Origin of the sequence: Paenibacillus sp. Cedars (assembly GCF_003184205.1) — a bacterium.
Classification (GTDB): Bacteria; Bacillota; Bacilli; order Paenibacillales; family Paenibacillaceae; genus Paenibacillus_AQ; species Paenibacillus_AQ glucanolyticus.
The window spans coordinates 4,150,794-4,171,580 of record NZ_CP020866.1; the positions used below are offsets into that span (position 1 = coordinate 4,150,794).

The following is a 20,787-nucleotide window of genomic DNA, read 5'->3' on the forward strand; positions in this document are numbered from 1 at the left end:
TCCGGGTTGTTACTTAGAATCGGTATTCTCTTCTTTATTGACCATATACGTCCAGCTGTCCTTCTGGGTAACGAGCCCGTCCTTCATCAGTTTGCCAAGCGCACGTTTGAAAGCGGATTTGCTTATGCCAAATCGCTGCTTGATGATATCGGGCGGTGTATCATCCGAATACGGCATCGCATGGCCCGGGCGCTCCTTCAGAAAAGCAAGGAGCCGGTCGGCATCATCTGTCCGGCCGATCTCTTTTTGCGGAACCATGGACAGGTTGACCCTTCCATCTTCCCGAATATGACTTACCCGGACTTTGACCTCTTCGCCAAGGCGCAGCATGCGTGTCCGTTCGGAGGAATGGATCATGCCGATTGCACCAAAGCCGACCACGCCTCCGTCAATGATGACAAATGTGCCCATCTGGAGCGGTTTATAGACGAGGGATGTGAACCATTCGCCCTTCCATGAATCAGGCGCATGGAACGAAAGCGGAGCCAGCTCCTGCTCGCCGGCAAGCTTCGCCCGAAGACGCCCTTGCTTGTCATGCTCCATAATGACAAACACATAGTCTCCCACGACCGGATGCAGTTCCCGCATCTCAGGCAACTCCCGGATTGGAAGCAGCAATTGTCTGCCAAGCCCCATCTCAAGAAAACACCCGAGACGGGGATGAACATCCGCCACCTGCAGCTTCGCGGTTTCACCCAGTGTCAGATAAGGTTTCTTCATCGTTGCAGCCAAGCGATCTTCCGTATCAAAGAAAATAAATACCTCTACCGTGTCCCCCGGTTCAATCTTGCCCGTGAGCTCCGAATAGTGAAGAAGCACATCCCGATCGCCGCCATCCAGAAAATAACCGTAAGGAGAAACTTCTCTGGATACAACCAGCTCCGTCAATGTGCCGGCAATTAAACTCATACGTTCTCCACCACTTTAGCATCCGACCACAGACGCTCGATATTGTAATACTCGCGCTCATCGCGGTGGAAAATATGCACGATAACATCTCCAAGATCCATCAATACCCAGCGGGCTGCGTCCATTCCTTCCAGTCCGCGAAGAGCTACGCCTTCATCATGGGCCCGTTTGCGGATTTCGGTTGCTATCGCTTGCACCTGGGTATCCGAGTTACCGTGACAGATGACAAAATAGTCTGCGATTAGCGAAATCCCTCTGAGATCCAGAACAACGAGATCCATTGCCTTTTTATCTTCTGCGGCGGCAACTGCCACATTTAACAACTCATTCGGTTTCAACGTCATGAATTCGCCTCCAATTGCTTAATTAGATCGTTGCGGGCTAATACCGTCAACGGATAAATAATTTGTCTGCGTGATAGCAGGTGTCCGATCGTGGAATCAAAACCGGCGGCAAGCGCCTCTTCAAGGCTATGGTTGGCCAGTTCGCGAATATTATTCACCCCGGGAAAATCCCGTCCCGGTTCCATGTAATCCGCAAGGCAGACCACCTTGTCCAGCAGCGTCATTCCTATGCGTCCTGACGTATGGTAACGAATTGCGTCAAGCACCTGGGCATCCGTCACCCCATACTCCTGCTGCGCTACAAAAGCACCGACCTCAGCGTGCCAGAGCTGCTTGTCGTAATGGAGCAGCTCTTCGGAGAGTTTATGATCCACCATCATCTGGTGAAGCCTCTGCACAGGCCAATATTTTGCAACATCATGCAGGATGGCTGCCAGCTCTGCCTTAACCGGGTCGGCTCCAAACCGGCCGGCCAGGATGACGGCGGTTTCCATTACGCCCTGCGTGTGCTCCCAGCGTTTGGCCGGCATCTGAGAGGATATAGCGTCAATCAGTTTCTCACGGCTGTACAGCATATATACCGCTCCTAACAATATAATCATAAACACGGTCCGGTACCATATAACGGATCGACAAGCCCGATGCCGCTCTATCCCGAATCAGGGTGGAGGATATTTCGATCAGCGGCATCTCCGCCGTGACCACCACCTGACGCAGAAATTCCGGCAACTCATCCACAGACAGCTTGGTCCCGGGACGGTTGAGCCCGATAAAGGTGAGCATCTCCGCCAGTTCCTCAATGCGGTTCCACTTGGGAAGGTATGCCACCATATCCGCTCCGATAATGAACGAAAATTCATGCTCGGGATACGTATCCCGCAGCTCTCTGACGGTGTCGACGGTGTAGGAAACTCCGCCGCGTTGCACTTCCCAGTCCAATGTACGAAAGGACGGATGGTCGGCTACAGCCTCGGCCGTCATTTCCAGCCGCATGAGTCCGGTTACGCCGGCATCTTCCTTGTGCGGGGGGATATGACTTGGCATGAACCATACCTCATCCAGGTCATAAGTATCCCGTGCAGCTTCAGCTGCCAGCATATGCCCGATATGAATGGGATCAAAGGTTCCACCCATTATCCCTACCTTCATCCGGATCGCCTCCCCTTATAGAGAGTTATTCTACTGCCTTACAAGGAGCAACGTGCTCCCTTATGGCAGTTCGATGGTCTTGTAATCTTTGGATTCTTTATAGAGCACGATCGTTTTGCCGATGACCTGCACCAATTCCGCTTTGGCTCCCTCGGCAAGTTCCTGCGCGATTTCCCGAGGATCTTCAAGGCAGTTGTTCAATACGGATACTTTCAGCAGCTCACGCTTCTCAATCGCCTCGGAAATATGGCGGATCAGATGCTCGTTGCTTCCTCCCTTGCCTACCTGGAACAGCGGATCCAGATGGTGCGCAAGGGAACGTAAATGTCGTTTTTGCTTTCCTGTTAACATGCTTGGTCATTACTCCTTAAATATTCAATTATTAAATCCAACGGATTGGTCGAAAGCTATATTGTAGCTTTTGCTTCACCATTAATCAATAAACAAGATGCACCGGTTCAGGCTTGAAAGCTGCTCAGAACCGCTTCCTTCATGGCCTGCACAGGTGCCGTCAATCCCGTCCAATACTCCAGTGCATACGCGCCCTGATTGATAAACATCCCAAGTCCGCCATGCACGGTGCATTGACGCAACTCACCTTGCCGGAGAAGCTCCGTCTTCAGCGGGTTATAGATCAGATCGCTGACCACGATCCCTTCCGGGATGTGCCCTTGAGGGATAGGAATCTCCGAAATCCGGGGAAACATGCCTACAGAGGTTGTGTTGATAATGACATCTGCTGTAAGCAATGCCTCTTCGGCATAATCTTCACCGTATCCCCTCAAGTCGGCAAGCGAGCTCCATTCCTCAGCCAACGCCAGCGCTTTGGCGGCTGTCCGGTTCACGATCGATATCGTCTCGGGCTTTTCGCCGATAAGGGCATAAATGATACCCCGGGCAGCGCCTCCGGCTCCAAGGACAACAATGCGCTTCCCTTTGAGGTCGGGACACGCTTCATCCTTCAATGAACGAACATATCCGATGCCATCCGTATTGTAACCCTTTAGGGTGCCGTTGTCATTGACGATGGTATTGACGGCGCCGATCTGCCGCGCCCCTTCATCAACGACATCCAGATACTTCATAACCTCCACCTTGTGGGGGATCGTAACGTTTACGCCACGAAACCCCAACGCTTTCACAGCCTGGATCGCTTCCCCTAATCCTTCCGGACGTACATGAAGCGGCACATAGGCGCCCGATAACCCCAGTGCGGTTATGGCCGCATTATGCATGGCCGGCGATTTCGAGTGGCCGATGGGATCCCCCATAACGCCAAGGAGCAGGTAATCACGCTCGATCCATGAATTCTCTTTCATTTCTCCTCCGCCTCTCCCGCCATAAGCCAATGGTGCACCTATGGATGAGTCACTTATATCAAGGATGGACGCGACAGAACTTTGATTCCTTTCGGTGCATGAACCGCTACAAGCGCACCCTGCTCACCGTTGATCTTGATCCAGCCGAGGCCGGATATAAACACGTCTTGGCGCGTTCCCTTCGGTATACGGATTTCATGTCTTGTCCATTCCGGTAATTCCTCAAGCCGTTCCTTAGTCGGGGGCGAGAGGAGCTCTCCGGCATGCTCCTCAAACAACGAATCCGCCCGTTCCAGCTTGGTCCGATGAATGCCTAATCGGCCGCTGATGAAGCAAGTGAAGGATTGATGCTCCCCTTGCAAAAAGTCAAAGCGGCCAAAACCTCCGAAGAACAGGGTCTGACCCTCGTTCAGCTGGTATACCATCGGTTTCAACGGATTCTCCGGCATCACTGTCCCCAAATCCTCACGGCTGACTACCTCGCTATAGCGCCAAGGGTATACGATGCCCGGCGTATCAATAATATACCGGCCATCATCCAGCGGGATATTGACCATATCCAATGTCGTTCCCGGATAACGGGAAACGGTCAACTCCTGATCCAGATCACTGTAGTCGCGGATCAAACGGTTGATCAAGCTGGATTTGCCTACGTTCGTGGCTCCAACTACATATACGTCACGGTCGCCTCTGTGCTGCCCGACCATCTCCAGCAGCCGCTCGAAGCCTTGATTCTTCTTCGCGCTGCAGAGCACAATATCTTCCGTTCTCAGGCCATGCTCCTTGCACTGCTTCTGCACCCAATTCAGAACCTTGTTCCAATTGGTAACTTTCGGCAGAAGGTCTGTTTTATTAACAGCCAAAACGACAGGGTTATTGCCGACAAAACGCTGCAGTCCTGAAATGAGACTTCCTTCAAAGTCAAAGAGGTCCACAATATGAATAACAAGCGCATTCTTGCCGCCAATTTGTCCGAGCAGCCGTAAAAATTCGTCCTGATCTACGGTTACCGAGGATGCTTCATTATAATTCTTGATCCGGAAACAGCGCTGGCAAATGACCGGGTCACGGTCCCAGGCCTTCTCCGGCAAATAGCCGGGCTTGTCCTGTGCTGCACTCTGAAGCGGTATGCCGCAGCCGCTGCACTTCTTGATGTCTCCGCCTGTAGGCAACGTCATGATTTCGGTTCCTCCTCCATCCATAATCCTTTTTTGCGTAAACGGGTCAATGCGATGCGTTCCACCCGGCGATTAACCAGACGGGTAAACCATCCCTCATCGCTGATTGCGATAGGCATAACCAGAACCGTATACAAACCGAGGCGATTCCCGCCATATACATCAGTCAGCATCTGGTCACCGACAACCACCGTTTTATCCGGAGTGAGCTCCATCATTTTCATGGCTTTGCGGAACGGAGTATTGCTGGGCTTACGGGCTTCGTGCACATATTGGATATCCAGCGGCGTCGCAAATTTGGACACGCGTTCGAGCTGGTTGTTCGAAACAATAATGAGCTGAAAGCCAAGCTCCTTCACTCTTTTGAACCAAACGACCAGTTCCGGTGTCGCCAGCGGAGCCTTTGCACCAACGAGGGTGTTATCCAGATCCGTAATGATTCCACGATACCCCTGCTCATATAATTCTTCTAGGTTAATATCAAAAACCGTATTGACACGGAGCTTTGGGATTAACATTTCAAACAAGTTCGTCACCTCAATTTCATACGAAAAACTATACCATATTCCGGTTCCTTAGTAAAAATAATCACGAGCCTTTTTCATCCTTCGTACCGCGTAATCATCATGACCAGCAAAAGACCACCCGGCAGCTCAGGAAGAGAGCCGGGCGGTCTTGAAATTACTGGATATCAGAGCACGTATCCATATCGAGGTATCCTGATATCGCAAGAACAACCACCACTATGCGGTCTGTCTTCCTGGAATTACGGCGACAGCCGTTTTTCATGCACAATTCGAATCTTTTTTATAGACTTCTTCAGTTTCTCGGCATCATTTTGAACGGAACGCCACTGCTCCTCCTGCACTTCAGCAGGACTGTAACGTGCAGCCTCGAATTGCTGCAGCAGCGGTCTCATTTCGGATTCCAGCGCAGGATGTGCTTGCAACCAGCGCTTCACCGACTCACGAAGCGTTTCATGTTCCTGGCGTACCAATCCCTTGCGGTGCACGGAACGAATCCAGCGTTCGGTTTCGGCAATGACTTTATCCGCTGCCGTCAGCGGCTTGCCTGCACGAATGCGCGCTCCTGCAAAACGCAGGCTGATACGCATTCTCCACAAAATATACAGAATCCACAATACGATTACAACCGCGGCAGCCGTTACAATCATTTTGACCCACCCGGATTGTTGATCATTAGAGGCGGAAGCAGGAGTGGTTTCATCCTCTGCACTCTCTTCTTCTTCAACGTCTTCCTCAATGACCGGCTCGGCATCTGTGTCGGCTGTCAGGATGGGCATGCTAAATCCCGGCGTTGCCTCAATCGGAACCCATCCGTACTCACCGAAATATACCTCCACCCAAGAATGGGCGTCTGCATTCGTTACGGTATAGTTCCCTGGCTCAATCGGGGTTTGACCATCCATCGGCATGTATTCCGAAGCCGTCAGGCTGCCGGGAGCATAACCCTTTACCCAGCGTGCTGGGATATCAAGGGACCTTGTCATCATGACAAGCGAGGTAGAAAAGTAATCACAATATCCTTCCTTGACCTCAAACAGAAAACCATCCACGAAATCATCGCTCTTCTTGCGGGTAAGGTCAGGGGTGTTCGTATAGGTATAGTTGCTTGTTAGATATTGTTGCAAAAGCATAACCTTCTCATACGGAGTATCTCCTTCAGCCGTAATTTCCTCAGCCAGCGTTGTGACGCGTTCCGGGAAATTTCTCGGCTTCTGGATATAGGCATCGTCCATAGAGCCGGAATACAACTGATCGTATGTTCTTGTGCTCAGCTCATCAATAGGAATAACCGGCACTTCAGAGGTTAAGGTATAACTCTTCGGATAATCTGCATCCCGGACATCATCCAGATGCATTTCCGCGCCTTCCATCTGCCAGCGGAGCCGCCCCGGATCAATATCTTCATCCAGGCCCTCCAGCTGCTTAACAGAGTATGCACCGAACAATACGGGGTACACCGTATCACTCAGCATCGTCACTGATTGCTCCAGTTTCTTGGTGGATAGTGATCCGTTCGATTCACCCGGCAGCTCCTCGCCGATCTCTACGCCTGTACCGGAACGCCGGCTGCTGGCTCCGTCTGCCCAACCTGTGCCGGAATACACCGCTCTGGTCTCGCCGCGCCAGTAGCTGCGTTCATCCGAGGTGATTGACATCACCGGTGAGTAGTCGAAGTTAAAGCCGCCGCCAAGATCATTGTCCTCTCTTCCGTAACCGGACATGCTCTCTGATGAAGACTCGATGAGAGTTCCGGTTCCGGTTGTACTGCCCGTGGACAGCGGCACCCCGCTCCATTCCCTCCATGCCGTATAAGGATCTGTTAATGTCGGCTGCACATGAGGCATATTCACGCCAGCTACAATAATCAAAGAGAATATAACCAAAATGTTAGCAATAATCTTAAACGGGTATTTTGATAAGTTGATCCAGCCCTGAGGAAACCGTCTGCGGAACCGGTTGAAATGGCTGGAAACAAGCCAGCCCATTCCGGCTCCGACCACCCAAGCGATCTCATCCCACAGCACAATTTTTGTAAAGGAATCCAGCACGGCAAAGCTGATGACATTCAGCCCGACAATAAAAAGGACGCGTCCTTTGGTTTTGGCCCAGTGTGCAATGAACAGGAAAATCGCCCAGGCAGCGACAGCGAACCATAAATAGGGAAAGAGATACATGATTTCTTCAGCCAAAACACTTTCACTTGTCATGACAGGAACCGGATTGCCGTAAGACTTCAGCAAACTGTACACGCAATAGAGAATCAAAACAAACTGTATCAGCAGTCTGTAGCCCTGTTTAATGGGAAGCAGGGCTTCAATGACAGCCGTGATGGTTAACGCCGCTATGACAATGGCCGTCGTTTCCGAGAGCCAGATCGTTTCGGTGAAGGATACCCACTGCATGCCCATGATCCAGAGCCAGAGCATCGCCAATGTACTGAAAAAGGTCGTGGACAGTTTATCCAGCCATAGTCTCATCAAACACCACCTCCAAGCGCTGTCGGAAGCTCATCCAGCGAGGAAACCGAATAACTCGATATGCCCCGGGATTGAAGGAGCGATATGGATTCATCCTGCCGCTTCTTTTCGTTCGGGTTATGAATTTGCAGAAAACAAGGGTTCATCCCCCTGGTTTCAACCCAGCGCATAATCTCGGATGCTTCCTTGCCACTCATCGGACTGATCAACAGGAACAAGGCGCCTTTGGGAAAATGACGATAGGACTTCTCCAGGGAAGCGATCAATTTGCCCTTTCGGTTATAATCCACATCAACCAAATGCTGAATCATCCGCATCCGTTCGCCCGCATGGTCGGCGGGAGCGAACATTTTGGCTTCCTGCGTGGTTGTGAACAGACCTGTACCCGCATGCTCCTTGGCACCATATTCAATCAACGACGCCGCTGCCGATACAGCGAGCTCAAACTGCTGGGCGTTATCAAACCCTTCTGCGGTGCAATCCAGAACGATCATCGTCTTCGGAAAGGATTCATGCTCGAATTCCTTCGACTTCCAGGAGCCGGTCTTTGCCGTAGCGTTCCAGTGAATCCGGGAGATCCGGTCACCATATACATAATCGCGGACTCCATTGATCTGCGTTGTTTCCCGTCTTGAAGCCGATATCGTTGTATGCGTGCCGCCTAATCTGGAATTCCGAATGTTTCGATGCCACTTGGGGATATAGATGGTTCTCGGCAATACGCGAAAATCCGTCTGAACTTCAATCCGTCCCTTGTGCTCCATTAAGCCGAAAATATCTTCGCTTATGCATTCCGTCTTGGAAAAAGCATACCGCCCCCGCTCAAGCGGCGGCGTCTGGAATACAAGCTTGCCTGTACCGCGAAGGTTCGGAATGATGCTGTCCTCGAAAGACCAGGAGTCGCCGTTATGCCTCTGCAGCACTTCACGTACAATCATGTATGGCATAGGCAGCAAGCCTGGAACATGAACCTCCAGCTTCACGCGAACCTGTTCACCGGCATGAAGCTGCTCTCCAGCACGCTCCGACCCGCCCAATACGCTGCGCTGCGCCTTGACTCGATTGACACCGCCAAAGCCAGCACCGATCAGATATATCGTCAGGAGGCTCACCATCGAGAACAGCATGAGCGAGGTTTTGCCTCCTTGAAACAAAACGTACATAAGACACAGGCACCATACCGCCAACACCGCTGCCAGTCTGGACGGCTGCATGCCATTCAAAAATAACGAAACCGCACGGCGCATGCCTATTTCCCCATTTGTACAGGCACTTTGACCTGACGCAGTATAAACTCAAGCACCGATTCCGGACTCGCATTGTCGAGTCTGGCTTCCGGACGCAGCATGATCCGGTGCGAAAGTACGTACGGAGCAAGCGTCTTGACATCATCAGGCAAAACATAATCCCGCTCGTTCAAGAAGGCGTAGGCTTTGACCGCGTTCATGAATGACAGGGTTGCCCGGGGGCTTGCGCCCAGCATAACGGAAGGATGTTCACGCGTCGAGCGGGTGATATTCAGCAGGTAGTCGGCAACAGGCTCGCCGATGAAGACGTCCCGAATTTCACGCTGAATGGCGGAGATTGTATCCATATGTGTTACCGGCTGCAGCTTGTCCGCCAGCTGTCCGTCACGTGAACGGTACATCAGCTGCTTCTCCGTTGCGGCATCAGGGTAACCCAGGCTGAGTTTTAACATAAACCGGTCCAGCTGGGCCTCCGGGAGCATGTACGTACCTTCAAAATCGATCGGGTTCTGGGTAGCGCACAGCATGAAGGGATGGGGAAGTTCGTGGGTCGCCCCGTCCACCGTTACACTGCGCTCCTCCATCACTTCAAGCAGAGCCGATTGCGTCTTGGTGGTAGCTCGATTTATTTCATCCGCCAGCAGAATATTGGTCATGACCGGGCCTGGACGGAAGTAGAACATTTCGTCACGAGGGTGGAATACCGAAACCCCTGTTATATCACTCGGGAGAATGTCCGGATTGCACTGAATGCGGCGGTAGTCTCCCTGCATGGATTTAGCTAATGCTTTGATCAATTGGGTCTTTCCTGTGCCGGGCACATCTTCGATCAGAACATGTCCGCCGGCGAGCAGCGCCGTAAGGAGCAATTGGATCTCAAATTCTTTGCCTAGCAGGCACGACTCCAGATTGGTTCGTACCGAGGTAATGATTTTCATGGATTCTTGGCTTACGGGCATGTATGACTAACCTCCTGTAAGGGAATAAATACTTAATTTAGTACTATTGTACATGATCGAAGTCCCGGAGTACATTCGAAGAGATATTTTGGTTATTAACCTGTTTACAGGTCCGCATAAACAGGCAAAAGACCCTGGTACAGTACCAGGGTCTTGCAAACCGCATCATATGGCTTATCCCTTCGGACGGACGAACAAAGCTGCAAGAAAAGAGAAAATGATCGCTGAGGATATCCCTGCACTCGTTACTTCGAATATCCCCGTCACGACCCCGATCCAGCCGTCCCTCCCCAGCTCCGTTAAGGCGCCGTGAACAAGGGAATTGCCAAAGCTGGTGATAGGCACCGAGGCTCCGGCTCCGGCAAATTTGACAAGCGGTTCATATAACCCGAAACCGTCAGCAACGGCTCCGGCCACCACTAAAGTACTCATCGTATGTGCGGGTGTCAGCTTGATAACATCCATCATAATTTGCCCAATAACGCAAATCAGACCGCCTATAATAAAAGCCCACAGAAACTGCATACCATTATCCTCCCATCTCTAAGGCTACGGCATGAGCAATACACGGAATGCTCTCGCCCTGCTGGTACGAAAGCGGCGACAGCAGAGCCCCGGTAGCCACAATCAGCACCTTTTTTAATTCGCCTTTGCGCATCCGTTTCAAGATATGGCCGTATGTGACTACAGCCGAGCAGCCACACCCGCTGCCTCCGGCATTCACATATTTCTGTTTCTCCAAGTCGTAGATCATCAACCCGCAATCGGCAAACACCGTACCGTCCATGATGACATCATTCTTCTTCAGAAGATCCTTGGCGATGGGAAGCCCCACCGAGGCCAGGTCACCGGTGACAATCAAGTCATAATCCTTCGCCTGCCGGCCTGTATCCTTAAAGTGCTTGGTAATCGTATCTGCTGCCGCAGGAGCCATTGCCGCCCCCATGTTGAACGGATCCTTAATACCCAGGTCCACAACCTTGCCGATGGTGGCATAGGTGACCGCAGGGCCATCCCCCTTGTCCGAAACAACGGAGCAGCCTGCTCCCGTAATCGTATACTGCGCATAGGGCGGCTTCTGTGATCCGTACTCCGTCGGATAGCGGAACTGCTTCTCCACCGTGCAGTTATGGCTTGCCGTTCCGGCCATCACATACTTGGCTCCTCCCGAATCCACCAGCATCGAGGCGACGGCCAGACTTTCCATGGAGGTGGAGCAAGCACCAAATACGCCGATATAAGGCACACCCATCTGTCTGGCGGCAAAAGAACTGCTGATGATCTGGTTCATCAGATCCCCGCCGACAAAAAACTGCAGCTGGTCCTCTTTGATGCCCGCCTTCTCCACTGCTTTTCTGGAAGCATCCTCAAGCAGCTTCCGCTCGGCCTTTTCCCATGTTTTTTCATTAATTTCGATATTGTCATACACAAAATCAAAATCATTCGCCAGCGGTCCCTCGCCTTCTTCCGGTCCTACAATGGTTCCCGTGCTGATAATGACGGGTTTATTCTCGAACTGCCAGGTTTGGCCAATCACCTTCATTGAACGTTACCTCCCTTCGATGCCAAAAATGGCATAGATGACACCGATAATAAACGCAGCAACGGTACCAAACACAATGACAGAGCCTGCAAGTTTAAACATGCTGGCCCCCACGCCTAGAACCAAGCCCTCTGCCCGATGCTCCAGCGCTGCGGAGCACATGGAGTTGGCAAACCCCGTAACCGGCACGGCACTGCCTGCCCCGGCCCACTGCGCGATTTTGTCATACACGCCGAAGCTGGTCAGGATGACCGACAGTATAATCAGCACGGCAACCGTCGGATTGCTTGCTTCGGTTGAAGTCATATCGAATACGGACATAAAAAACCGCTGGATACACTGGCCGATCAAACAGATCAAACCTCCGACCAAAAAAGCGCGCAAACAATTTTTAAGGATGGCGCGGGGAGGTTCGTGCTTTTTGGCAATGGCCTGATATTCCGCCGAGCTCATGGTGGTGATATCGGACTTGGACTTTTGATTAGAGCCGGACATTCAAAACACCTCCGCTTGAATTAAGTATGGAATTTCATGAAGCGCCGAAGAGACACTATGGATATCACTCGATATCATTATGCTTTGAATGAACTTCCTTTATGTTTGGAAAATCATCCTTCTCATGGTGAGGCACAGCTTGTCCCCCAGCATATGGAGAATCCGCACGAAAATCAGCCTTCAGGAATACGACCTGAAAGCTGAAAGAAGTCTCGCTGCCATTATGCTTAAGGCTGTCATTATATAAGAATGAACTTCAGCAAAATGACGAGTAGGATGAACAGGACCATAATGAGCAGAAGTTCTCTGACTTCGGCATGATGGTCGTACCAAACAACCCCATGGTGGTTCATATTCTGCCCCTTCCCCGACTGACAAAATTTCACTTGTTTTCCTATCATCCTATTCCTATCCCACATACAGGGTGCTTGTCATTTACTTTTTATTTGGAGTATCTTGCACGGCGCCGGTTTTGTAGACTTTTCAGATATATAGGGGCATACTAGAAAAGTAAAACTCATACATACCTTTTCAAAAGGAGCGATATTCGTTATGAATGAATCAACATTGGAATTATTTCGAACACTAACGGAGTTTCCGGCTGCGCCGGGCTTTGAAAGAGAACTTCGTTCATGGGTGAAGGATGCCCTCTCTCCATATACAGATGAGTTCGTGCAGGATCGCCTGGGCAGTCTGTTTGCTGTTCTCCGCGGAAACGATGAAGGGCCAAAAGTCATGGTAGCCGGTCACATGGACGAAGTTGGATTCATGGTCACCGGCATCACCGAAGCGGGCATGGTCCGTTTTCAGCCTCTAGGCGGCTGGTGGAGCCAAGCGGTCCTTGCGCAGCGCTTGCAAATTATTACAGATAAGGGCGCGGTTGTCGGCGTTGTCGGCTCCATTCCTACTCATCTGCTGGATGAAGCACAGCGCAGCAAACCTGTCGACATCAAAACGATGTATATTGATATCGGTGCGGACAACAAAGCGGAGGCCGAATCGTTTGGCATCCGTCCCGGTCTGCAAGTGGTTCCGATCTGTGAATTCACCCCGCTGGCCAATCCCAAAAAAATCATGGCCAAAGCATGGGATAACCGCTATGGCGTAGGCCTGGCCATTGAGCTTGTGAAAGCTCTTCACGGCGAGAAGCTTCCAAACACGGTATATGCCGGTGCGACGGTTCAGGAAGAGCTGGGGCTGCGCGGGGCGCGCACTTCGGCAAACCTGATTCAGCCGGATATTTTCTTCGGACTGGATGCCAGTGCTGCAAACGACATGATGGGTGACAAGAGCCAGTTCGGTCAATTGGGACAAGGCGCGCTGCTCCGCATCTTCGATCCAACGATGCTGACTCACCGCGGAATGGTGGAATACGTTCAAGATACCGCGGAGACCAACAAAATCAAATACCAGTATTTTGTCTCTCCGGGCGGTACCGACGCTGGCCAAGTACATCTTAGCGGCATCGGTGTTCCATCCACCATCATCGGCATTTGTTCCCGCTACATCCACACTTCTTCATCCATCATCCATACCGATGATTATGAAGCAGCTAAAGAACTTCTGATCAAGCTTGTTAAAGGTCTTGATCGCTCGACGCTCCAGACGATTCTGGACCGCGCATAAGCGATATCAGTTCAAGGAAGCCCCTGCTGGCTTTCAAAGTATATATTTCTGATTATGTTAAATAAGGGTATCCTGCATCGTCTTGATCAGACCGCGGGATACCCTTTTTTTCCTCATGTTCACACTATGAAGACAGCGTCTCTTTATGCCTTGCCAAACGAAAGGAGATAATCATCGTTAAATAGACGATGACCACCAGCACCGTGTTCAGCACAAAAATCATGCGAAATCCGGTCAATCCTCCTGCCGCCTGGCCTGGAAGCGCCAGCATGGCACCGCCAGCCGCCGTCCCAAACATCATGCCCAGATTCCGCGACAGCGCCAGAATACTGCTGATCAAGCCGAGATCGCTCTTGGATGTTCGGCTCATCACCAGAGAATTGTTTGGAGGCGTAATCAGCCCCATGGAACCGCCGAGCAGTACAATCAGGAGAATCAAAAAGAATATGGGGTAGGCAGGCGATACAAAGCCCAGTACGAGTAATGCCGCCGTCATAACCAGCAGACCGGCCGACAGCAGCGGAAATGTCCCCAGCTTGTCCGACAGATTACCGCTCAAGGGAGAGAATATGATCAGCGACAACGGATAACCCATCATGATCAGCCCTGCCGTCGCAGGCTCAATGCCAAGCTCACTCAGCAGGAATACTGGGAGTACAAGCTGGGCCGAGAAAGCCGCCATATAGGAAATGATGGTAATGATAATCCCCACGCTGATGCCCGCATCTCGGAACAGATCCAGCTTCATGAACGGCAGCCGCCCTTTTCCTTGCCGTTCCCAGCGTGAGGACAGACACCACCCGATGAAGGAAGCAGCGCCCACTCCAAACAGAATGAACAGTACCGCAACCTGCCATGAGCTCCAGCCCCACTGAGCGCCCAAATTCACAGCCGTAACCAGACCAGTCAATGATATGGCAAAAAGGGCAGCCCCAGGCACATCCAAACGGCTTTCCGACCCTTCCGGTTTGTCCTTCGGTATGAACCGCTGAGCAAACATCCACGCAATCAGCGACAGCGCCGTCAGCAGCCAGAAATTGCTTCGCCAGCTGAACCATTGGATCAATATACCGCCAAGGCTCGGACCAATCATGGAGCCTGCTGCAACAAACGTGCTGATCAGCCCGAGCGCTTTGCCTCGCTGCTCCTTGGGAAACACAGAAATGATCAAAGCCATATTGGTGGCCTGGTACATGGCCGCCCCTATACCTTGAAGAATGCGGGAGGATATCAGTCCGTTTAATGAAGGCGACACGGCACAGCAGAGAGCCCCGGCCATAAAAATAAAATAGCCGATATTGTGAATTTTCCGTCTGCCCAGCATATCGCCGAGCTTGCCCATCACAGGCAGCAATATGGAAATCACAAGCAGGTAAGCCGTAACGATCCATTGGGCTGTTGGAATAGTTGAATCAAAGGTTCTTGCAATGTCTACAAGCGCAATGTTGAACATGCCGGCTGACAGATTGGACAGAAATGCTCCTAAACAAATGGTGTATTGAACGATCATCCTCGATCTGTTATTCACGCAGGCTTCACCAGCTTATTCATGAATTTGTGCATGCGAAGAGAGGACCCTCACAGAAAAAGCTCCCGCATGCGGAGAGCTTCATTCTGCCTGGATCATGCACTCAGACAACCTAACGCGCGGTCGTCTGAGCCGCCGACATCGGCCTTACTGATTCATCTGGAATCTTATCCATCCAGATATCAATCACATGCTGCACCCCACTAACTTTCCCGAAATACCCTTCAATATTCTCGAGTGTCATATCATGGGCGCTTTGCGAATACGATGCGCAGGCATCCGCTACAAGCACGATATGATAATCCAGCATAAAACCGTCCCTGGCAGTGGATTCCACGCAGACATTGGTGCTGACTCCCGTCATGATTAACGTTTCGATTTTCAGCGTTTTCAACACGGAATCCAGCCTTGTATTCACAAAAGCGCTGTACCGGTGTTTATTGACAATGATGTCATCCTGCTCCGGAGCAACCTCATAGAACTCGGCTCCCCAGCTCCCCCTCCGGCAGACATGGGCCGACCGTCCCGATGACCTGGTAGTCCAGGCGTCGGAATCCGTTGCTTTCTCATGGAGTGTCTGAATGAAAATGACGGGCACATGAAACTCCCTGGCGGACTGAAGCAGCTTATGCAGCTTCGGCATCATCTCTCCTACCCCGCTAACATCGCAGCCCGCTCGGGGCAGCGCTCCCTCCGGATGACAATAATCATTCTGCACATCAACCACGATCACCGCCGCTTTGCTCTCAAGCATCAGCTGATTCAACGATTTCATCGCGACTCTCCCCTTCCGATTGTGTATTTGAAAGAATGAACCCCATCATTTACTTCTTGGCATTGTTCACAAACTGCATGTCCACAAGGGCATCGTAGGAATAATCCCCCTTGAATATCCCCGTTTCGATCATGACATCCATGTCATGTTTCAGCGCGTCTTCCGAGATCAGCCCGTCCAAACTCCATAAATTGTCTTCATAAGCCCGGTCCAGCGCCGCTTGAATCGCATCATCGGAAAGCGTCGGGAATTCGGCCTTCAAATTCTTCTTCGCCAGTTCTTTATCGCTCTGAACAGCTCCAAGCGCTTCGATGATGGCGTCTGTAAAGCTTTGAACGGCTTCTGCATCCTTCTCGATTGTGGACTTCCTCACACTGAGCACCGAATACGAGAAATCACCCAAATCATGAAACTTGTAAAACGGCTCCTCCCACACATTCTTCGATATCCCGTCGCTAATCTGCGGCTCCGCCCCATTGGCGATATCGGCAGCCCCTTGCTGAACCATCGTCACGACCGTGGAGCCGTCTGCCGGCTCAAGCAGCTGCACGTCCTTCTCCGGATCCAGACCAAGCTGAATCAGCAGATAGCGGGTTAACAGATTGGGCGTACCGCCATGGCGCCCGGCATTGATCTTTTTTCCTTGTAAAAAAGCCTTCAGGTCCTCGGGAGAATGGCTGGCGGGTGCGGTGCCTTTCTTAGCCATTAAATACACATTCGCCCGGTTGACAACGTTGACGACAGAGATGATCGGATCGGAATTGTTGTTGTTAGCCAAGGCGTTGGACTCCGTCCCGCCAATGACGCCCCAAGCATCGCCGCTGACCACGGCGGTTACATGCGCACCTCCCGCGGCTTGGATGACCTCGACATCCAGCCCCCTTTTCGCAAAGAAACCTTCGCGCTGGGCCACATATAGAGGAAGATAGCCTGTCGAATGGAGCGGCTCGGCGATCACGATTTTCTTCAGCTTACCCTCGCCGGAGGCGGAGGCAGTGTCATTCTTCTCATTGCCGCAGGCTCCCAGCAGACTTGTGAATATGACAAGTGCGAACAATAGCGAAAGCTTCCTCATTTTACGGTTCATATGAATTCCCCTTTTATATAGAAATAATAAGTTCGATTTCTGTCTATTGTTTGGTCAAGCCCTTGGACAACCATTTCTCTATGACGACTACTCCCCAGTACATCACCATGGACAGCAGCGACAAGACAACTACGCCCACCCACACGAGATTAATATCGAGTATGGTCCCCGCATACATGATCATCCGGCCGACACCCTGGCTTGAAGCGATAAACTCACCCACGATGGCTCCTGCCAGCGCAAGGGCAATGTTAATCCGCAAACTGCTGATAATCCAGGGCATGGACCATGGGACAACGACCTTGGTGAAGACCTGATGCCGTTTGGCGCCCAGGGAATACATCAGCTTTTCCATATCAGGGTCCACGCTCTTTACACCGCTGTATGCGGAAAGCGCAGAAACGACAACCGTCATGGAGAAAGCGAGAGCCACCTTGGAGAAGAATCCAATTCCCAGCAGAATGACGAGTACCGGAGCCAGGGCAAGCTTGGGCATGGCATTCAGAATGATAAGATACGGCTCGCTGATGCCTGCATACGACCTCGACCACCAGAACGATAATCCGAGCAGCGCTCCAAGCAAGGTTCCGAACACAAAGCCGAGGATCGTCGAGCCGGATGTGTACGTAATGTCCCTCAACAGAGTCCCTTCGGCCATTTGAGTCCAGGTCGTGCCAAGAATGGCGCTAGGACTGCTCCAATAATAGGAATCCAGCAGACCGACCCGGGTGAACACCTCCCATACCAGAAAAATAAATACAGCCACAGCGGCGCGTCCCCAGACGATCCGCCGACTCCTGCGGCGCTCCATCGCCTCTTCATCCAGGATGTACGGTACAACCTCCGGCCGTTTGGATGATCCGGTCACCGACTCCGCCGGTGCCACGGCGTGTACAACAAATGCCTCTTTACGTGCAGTTTCCATCGCTATCCCTCCCTCTTCGATGCTTGTCGCTTACGATATTTGCTCTTCTTCATGCCCGGCCGACAATAAATCCATCAGATGATGCTTCAGCTCCATAAATGCAGGAGACGTCATGTCTTCCGTTTTGCGCGGACGTTCCATCGTTACCGTAATTTTGGATTTGATTCGCCCCGGTCTGGAAGAGAACACATAGATATCATCCGACAAATAAATCGCTTCATCGATGTCGTGGGTAACAAACAGAACCGTCTTTCCAAAATCCTCCCAGATCTGCAGCAGCCAATTTTGCATAGTCAGCCGGGTCTGTGCGTCCAATGCGCCGAACGGCTCGTCCAGCAAAATAATATCCCGGTCGTAGAGCAGCGTCCGCAGCAGAGCGGCGCGCTGTTTCATTCCTCCCGACAGCTCCCTCGGATAATGCTTGTCAAAACCCTTCAATCCATACTTCTCCATTAAGGGCAGGGCCCTTTCCACGGCTTCCTTGTAGGGGACGCCTCTAACCTCCATGCCCAGAATGATATTGTCGAGGATCGTGCGCCAAGGCAGGAGCATATCCTTTTGCAGCATGTAACCCACGTAACCGGTTTTGCCCACGATGTCCTTCCCATCAGCCAGCACTCTTCCCGTGGACGGCGGCATCAAGCCGGCGATAATGTTAAACAGGGTTGATTTGCCGCACCCGCTCGGACCAATAATGCTAACAAAGCGCCCTTCCTCAATCGACAGACTCGTCTCCCGCATGGCAGCAATTTCTTCCCCATTTCTGCGGAACCATTTGCTGACACCCGAAATTTCAATTTTGTGAGTCATACCCCTTCCTCCTTCATTCTGATTTCATGATTTTTCAGAAATACCAAACATTTATTTTCAAAAGCGGATGAAAAAAATCGCCAGTCCAGCCCCAATCTATGCACATACGTGCATGCTTGGTACCAAACTGACGATCGGCCCGCTCTCTACTTAGAGTTCCGGCATGTCGTTCAGATATGTTTCTACATCCTTCTCCAAGAATACGATGGTACCGGAGTATTCGGTCTCTGCATCGTAGTCTTTAAGAATGGAGATGATTTTAAATTGAAATTGCGCTTCGAGACAGGTTTTAATCTCCTGTTTGAATACCTGAAATAAAAGATGGTCCAACTGCCGGGTAGAGAGGGGGTAATTCTCATCCAGCAGTTTGAGGACGGGGACTCTACTATTCCTCGATACAATGATGATTTTGTTGCCGACGAAATCGACTTTTTGCTGCTTTACACCCACGTTAAATATTTTCTTATTTATCGCGTTGTAAACCCTCAAAAGATCCTGTTTGAGTTCGCCTGCTGTCGTCATTGTCCAACATCCCTTTGTGTAAATTTTCATTACATTGACCGGGGTAGGTATAGGGTGTTTATCGAGTTTTCTCTGTCCTTGGGTATAATTATAGGCGATTACAGACACTTGTCAATACAATAACGTCAAAAAAGTTACCAAAAATCAATTTTATGTTAAAATATATAACATTAATATGACACAATTTCATTTCTCTACCTTAGCTCTACTCTGTTCTTGTTTCATAGATTGTTAGAGATATCCACTGATTCGGCTAGGCCCTGTGCCCTCTTCTATTCCCCGTTAAAAATCCGCTCCAGGAACAAAACCGCCTCCCGCTTCTGGTATTCATTGACTTCATGGCCCGAGAACGGGTAGTCCCTGATTTCTTTATTCGCCTCTATCCTGTTGTATGCGGCATATATCGTCTCAGGCATGCAAACCGTATCCTTCCAGCCCACGGATACCATGACCGGCGCCTTGATTCTGGGCGCTAAATTCAGCATGTCAAAATGCGCGAGATGCGCCAGAATATGATCCAGCTGCTCCGGGAAACGTTTGATGTACTGGGCGATTTCGGTCAGGGAGCTGACCGAATACAGAATTCCGTAATCCATTCTGCACATATTGGGAATGTCTGCTACGATGGCTGAAACCTTCGCATTCAGAGCCCCTGCGAGCAGCGCCAGACCTCCGCCTTGACTCCCGCCAACCACGGCGATTTTATCCGAGTCCACACCCGGCTGCTGCGACGCTGTTTCAACTGCCCTCACAGCATCCATGGCAATTGCCATGTAATAGGAACGATGCATATCCGTAATCCCCTGTGTCACCCAGCCCTTCACCACGCCGCTGTCCATGGACAGCAGATTTCCCGTCTCCCCGCCCTGTCCCCTGACATCAACTGCAAACACTGCGTAACCGAGCATCACCCAGTGAGCGTACCGTTCGGGAAGTCCCCGATCTCCCGAATAACCCGGGAAGGTCACGATACATGGCATGGTCTTCTTCGTTGAAATACCGCTGGCTGGCGTGATATACCATGCATGGATGGGGGTATCATCATAACCGTGATAGGTAACCTTTGATACTTTCATATGAGGAAATGGCGTATCTTCCGGATGATTGACAATCTGCAGCGGCTTATCGTCGTAGTTCTTGAGCGCCTCCTCCCAAAACCGATTCAGTACCTGCTCGTTCATCGTTGGTTCCGGACGCAGGTTGCCAAGTTCATTCTTGCGAAGCTTAATGGTATCCATCTAGTGTTCAATCCCCTTTTCGCGTGTGAAGTAGAAGTACATGGTTAACATGATTATTCGGCAAGTGACCTGCAATCCCCTTCGATAGAATAGGAAGCAGCCCCGAACAAAAAACGGCAGGTCCTTCGA

General features: G+C 51.2%; 22 protein-coding genes. 1 reads left to right on the forward strand and 21 read right to left on the reverse strand.

Annotated features, from left to right (window positions below; all coding sequences use genetic code 11):
* Positions 1-9: 9 nt before the first annotated feature.
* The 14 genes from B9D94_RS20910 to spoVAC form a co-directional block, all read right to left on the reverse strand.
* The gene (locus B9D94_RS20910) at positions 10-909 is read right to left on the reverse strand and encodes a CvfB family protein (protein ID WP_148247903.1); all 900 of its coding nucleotides are present in this window, start codon (positions 907-909) and stop codon (positions 10-12) included.
* Complete coding sequence (gene rsfS, locus B9D94_RS20915; protein WP_006208981.1) at positions 906-1,253, reverse strand: ribosome silencing factor; 348 nt, start codon at positions 1,251-1,253, stop codon at positions 906-908. The genes B9D94_RS20910 and rsfS overlap by 4 nt, the downstream gene beginning before the upstream one ends.
* Positions 1,250-1,828: a bis(5'-nucleosyl)-tetraphosphatase (symmetrical) YqeK gene (gene yqeK, locus B9D94_RS20920; RefSeq protein WP_148247904.1), complete on the reverse strand. Its 579-nt coding sequence runs from the start codon at positions 1,826-1,828 to the stop codon at positions 1,250-1,252. The genes rsfS and yqeK overlap by 4 nt, the downstream gene beginning before the upstream one ends.
* The gene (gene nadD, locus B9D94_RS20925; protein WP_148247906.1) at positions 1,812-2,402 is read right to left on the reverse strand and encodes a nicotinate-nucleotide adenylyltransferase; all 591 of its coding nucleotides are present in this window, start codon (positions 2,400-2,402) and stop codon (positions 1,812-1,814) included. The genes yqeK and nadD overlap by 17 nt, the downstream gene beginning before the upstream one ends.
* 60 nt (positions 2,403-2,462) lie before the next feature.
* On the reverse strand, positions 2,463-2,753 hold the full coding sequence (gene yhbY, locus B9D94_RS20930; protein ID WP_006208978.1) for a ribosome assembly RNA-binding protein YhbY: 291 nt from the start codon (positions 2,751-2,753) through the stop codon (positions 2,463-2,465).
* 107 nt (positions 2,754-2,860) lie between these two features.
* Positions 2,861-3,721, reverse strand: coding sequence for a shikimate dehydrogenase (locus tag B9D94_RS20935; RefSeq protein WP_006208977.1), 861 nt, complete (start codon positions 3,719-3,721; stop codon positions 2,861-2,863).
* Positions 3,722-3,774: 53 nt separating this feature from the next.
* On the reverse strand, positions 3,775-4,899 hold the full coding sequence (yqeH, locus tag B9D94_RS20940; protein ID WP_036644517.1) for a ribosome biogenesis GTPase YqeH: 1,125 nt from the start codon (positions 4,897-4,899) through the stop codon (positions 3,775-3,777).
* Positions 4,896-5,426: a YqeG family HAD IIIA-type phosphatase gene (locus B9D94_RS20945; protein ID WP_006208975.1), complete on the reverse strand. Its 531-nt coding sequence runs from the start codon at positions 5,424-5,426 to the stop codon at positions 4,896-4,898. Before B9D94_RS20945 ends, yqeH begins: the two co-directional genes overlap by 4 nt.
* Before the next feature lie 239 nt (positions 5,427-5,665).
* Positions 5,666-7,903 carry a DUF4129 domain-containing transglutaminase family protein gene (locus B9D94_RS20950; protein ID WP_231888034.1) on the reverse strand — a complete coding sequence of 746 codons (2,238 nt, stop codon included), beginning with the start codon at positions 7,901-7,903 and terminating at the stop codon, positions 5,666-5,668.
* On the reverse strand, positions 7,903-9,150 hold the full coding sequence (locus tag B9D94_RS20955) for a DUF58 domain-containing protein (RefSeq protein WP_148247908.1): 1,248 nt from the start codon (positions 9,148-9,150) through the stop codon (positions 7,903-7,905). Before B9D94_RS20955 ends, B9D94_RS20950 begins: the two co-directional genes overlap by 1 nt.
* Before the next feature lie 2 nt (positions 9,151-9,152).
* Positions 9,153-10,109, reverse strand: coding sequence for an AAA family ATPase (locus B9D94_RS20960; RefSeq protein ID WP_006208973.1), 957 nt, complete (start codon positions 10,107-10,109; stop codon positions 9,153-9,155).
* A gap of 174 nt (positions 10,110-10,283) precedes the next feature.
* Positions 10,284-10,634, reverse strand: a complete 351-nt coding sequence (spoVAE, locus tag B9D94_RS20965) for a stage V sporulation protein AE (protein ID WP_006208972.1) — start codon at positions 10,632-10,634, stop codon at positions 10,284-10,286.
* 4 nt (positions 10,635-10,638) lie between these two features.
* Entirely contained in the window at positions 10,639-11,652 is a 1,014-nt protein-coding gene (gene spoVAD, locus B9D94_RS20970; RefSeq protein ID WP_006208971.1) for a stage V sporulation protein AD, read from the reverse strand.
* Positions 11,653-11,658: 6 nt separating this feature from the next.
* On the reverse strand, positions 11,659-12,147 hold the full coding sequence (gene spoVAC, locus B9D94_RS20975; protein WP_006208970.1) for a stage V sporulation protein AC: 489 nt from the start codon (positions 12,145-12,147) through the stop codon (positions 11,659-11,661).
* A 552-nt stretch (positions 12,148-12,699) separates the two neighbouring features.
* Between spoVAC and B9D94_RS20980 the strand changes: the two genes are divergently transcribed.
* Positions 12,700-13,773, forward strand: a complete 1,074-nt coding sequence (locus tag B9D94_RS20980; RefSeq protein WP_148247910.1) for a M42 family metallopeptidase — start codon at positions 12,700-12,702, stop codon at positions 13,771-13,773.
* A gap of 124 nt (positions 13,774-13,897) precedes the next feature.
* Here the strand turns inward: B9D94_RS20980 and B9D94_RS20985 are convergent, their stop codons facing one another.
* The 7 genes from B9D94_RS20985 to B9D94_RS21015 all read right to left on the reverse strand — a co-directional run bounded on the left by B9D94_RS20985 (position 13,898) and on the right by B9D94_RS21015 (position 20,658).
* Positions 13,898-15,301, reverse strand: a complete 1,404-nt coding sequence (locus tag B9D94_RS20985; protein WP_148247912.1) for an MFS transporter — start codon at positions 15,299-15,301, stop codon at positions 13,898-13,900.
* Between the two features lie 112 nt (positions 15,302-15,413).
* Positions 15,414-16,076 (reverse strand): cysteine hydrolase family protein, encoded by a 663-nt coding sequence (locus tag B9D94_RS20990; RefSeq protein WP_006208966.1) that lies wholly within the window; start codon positions 16,074-16,076, stop codon positions 15,414-15,416.
* Between the two features lie 49 nt (positions 16,077-16,125).
* Complete coding sequence (locus tag B9D94_RS20995) at positions 16,126-17,163, reverse strand: ABC transporter substrate-binding protein (protein WP_148247914.1); 1,038 nt, start codon at positions 17,161-17,163, stop codon at positions 16,126-16,128.
* 43 nt (positions 17,164-17,206) lie between these two features.
* On the reverse strand, positions 17,207-18,088 hold the full coding sequence (locus tag B9D94_RS21000) for an ABC transporter permease (protein WP_148247915.1): 882 nt from the start codon (positions 18,086-18,088) through the stop codon (positions 17,207-17,209).
* A gap of 30 nt (positions 18,089-18,118) precedes the next feature.
* Positions 18,119-18,898, reverse strand: coding sequence for an ABC transporter ATP-binding protein (locus B9D94_RS21005; protein ID WP_006208963.1), 780 nt, complete (start codon positions 18,896-18,898; stop codon positions 18,119-18,121).
* Between the two features lie 150 nt (positions 18,899-19,048).
* Positions 19,049-19,420: a Na-translocating system protein MpsC family protein gene (locus B9D94_RS21010; RefSeq protein ID WP_006208962.1), complete on the reverse strand. Its 372-nt coding sequence runs from the start codon at positions 19,418-19,420 to the stop codon at positions 19,049-19,051.
* A gap of 272 nt (positions 19,421-19,692) precedes the next feature.
* Complete coding sequence (locus B9D94_RS21015; RefSeq protein WP_148247917.1) at positions 19,693-20,658, reverse strand: acetylxylan esterase; 966 nt, start codon at positions 20,656-20,658, stop codon at positions 19,693-19,695.
* Positions 20,659-20,787 lie beyond the last annotated feature (129 nt).

What these genes read in the sequence shown, in the direction of transcription:
- B9D94_RS20910 (WP_148247903.1), bottom strand. Translation starts at nt 909, where the DNA reads ATGAGTTTAATTGCCGGCACATTGACGGAGCTGGTTGTATCCAGAGAA.
- rsfS (WP_006208981.1), bottom strand. Translation starts at nt 1,253, where the DNA reads ATGACGTTGAAACCGAATGAGTTGTTAAATGTGGCAGTTGCCGCCGCA.
- yqeK (WP_148247904.1), bottom strand. Translation starts at nt 1,828, where the DNA reads ATGCTGTACAGCCGTGAGAAACTGATTGACGCTATATCCTCTCAGATG.
- nadD (WP_148247906.1), bottom strand. Translation starts at nt 2,402, where the DNA reads ATGAAGGTAGGGATAATGGGTGGAACCTTTGATCCCATTCATATCGGG.
- yhbY (WP_006208978.1), bottom strand. Translation starts at nt 2,753, where the DNA reads ATGTTAACAGGAAAGCAAAAACGACATTTACGTTCCCTTGCGCACCAT.
- B9D94_RS20935 (WP_006208977.1), bottom strand. Translation starts at nt 3,721, where the DNA reads ATGAAAGAGAATTCATGGATCGAGCGTGATTACCTGCTCCTTGGCGTT.
- yqeH (WP_036644517.1), bottom strand. Translation starts at nt 4,899, where the DNA reads ATGACGTTGCCTACAGGCGGAGACATCAAGAAGTGCAGCGGCTGCGGC.
- B9D94_RS20950 (WP_231888034.1), bottom strand. Translation starts at nt 7,903, where the DNA reads ATGAGACTATGGCTGGATAAACTGTCCACGACCTTTTTCAGTACATTG.
- B9D94_RS20955 (WP_148247908.1), bottom strand. Translation starts at nt 9,150, where the DNA reads ATGCGCCGTGCGGTTTCGTTATTTTTGAATGGCATGCAGCCGTCCAGA.
- B9D94_RS20960 (WP_006208973.1), bottom strand. Translation starts at nt 10,109, where the DNA reads ATGCCCGTAAGCCAAGAATCCATGAAAATCATTACCTCGGTACGAACC.
- spoVAE (WP_006208972.1), bottom strand. Translation starts at nt 10,634, where the DNA reads ATGCAGTTTCTGTGGGCTTTTATTATAGGCGGTCTGATTTGCGTTATT.
- spoVAD (WP_006208971.1), bottom strand. Translation starts at nt 11,652, where the DNA reads ATGAAGGTGATTGGCCAAACCTGGCAGTTCGAGAATAAACCCGTCATT.
- spoVAC (WP_006208970.1), bottom strand. Translation starts at nt 12,147, where the DNA reads ATGTCCGGCTCTAATCAAAAGTCCAAGTCCGATATCACCACCATGAGC.
- B9D94_RS20980 (WP_148247910.1), top strand. Translation starts at nt 12,700, where the DNA reads ATGAATGAATCAACATTGGAATTATTTCGAACACTAACGGAGTTTCCG.
- B9D94_RS20990 (WP_006208966.1), bottom strand. Translation starts at nt 16,076, where the DNA reads ATGAAATCGTTGAATCAGCTGATGCTTGAGAGCAAAGCGGCGGTGATC.
- B9D94_RS20995 (WP_148247914.1), bottom strand. Translation starts at nt 17,163, where the DNA reads ATGAACCGTAAAATGAGGAAGCTTTCGCTATTGTTCGCACTTGTCATA.
- B9D94_RS21000 (WP_148247915.1), bottom strand. Translation starts at nt 18,088, where the DNA reads ATGGAAACTGCACGTAAAGAGGCATTTGTTGTACACGCCGTGGCACCG.
- B9D94_RS21005 (WP_006208963.1), bottom strand. Translation starts at nt 18,898, where the DNA reads ATGACTCACAAAATTGAAATTTCGGGTGTCAGCAAATGGTTCCGCAGA.
- B9D94_RS21010 (WP_006208962.1), bottom strand. Translation starts at nt 19,420, where the DNA reads ATGACGACAGCAGGCGAACTCAAACAGGATCTTTTGAGGGTTTACAAC.
- B9D94_RS21015 (WP_148247917.1), bottom strand. Translation starts at nt 20,658, where the DNA reads ATGGATACCATTAAGCTTCGCAAGAATGAACTTGGCAACCTGCGTCCG.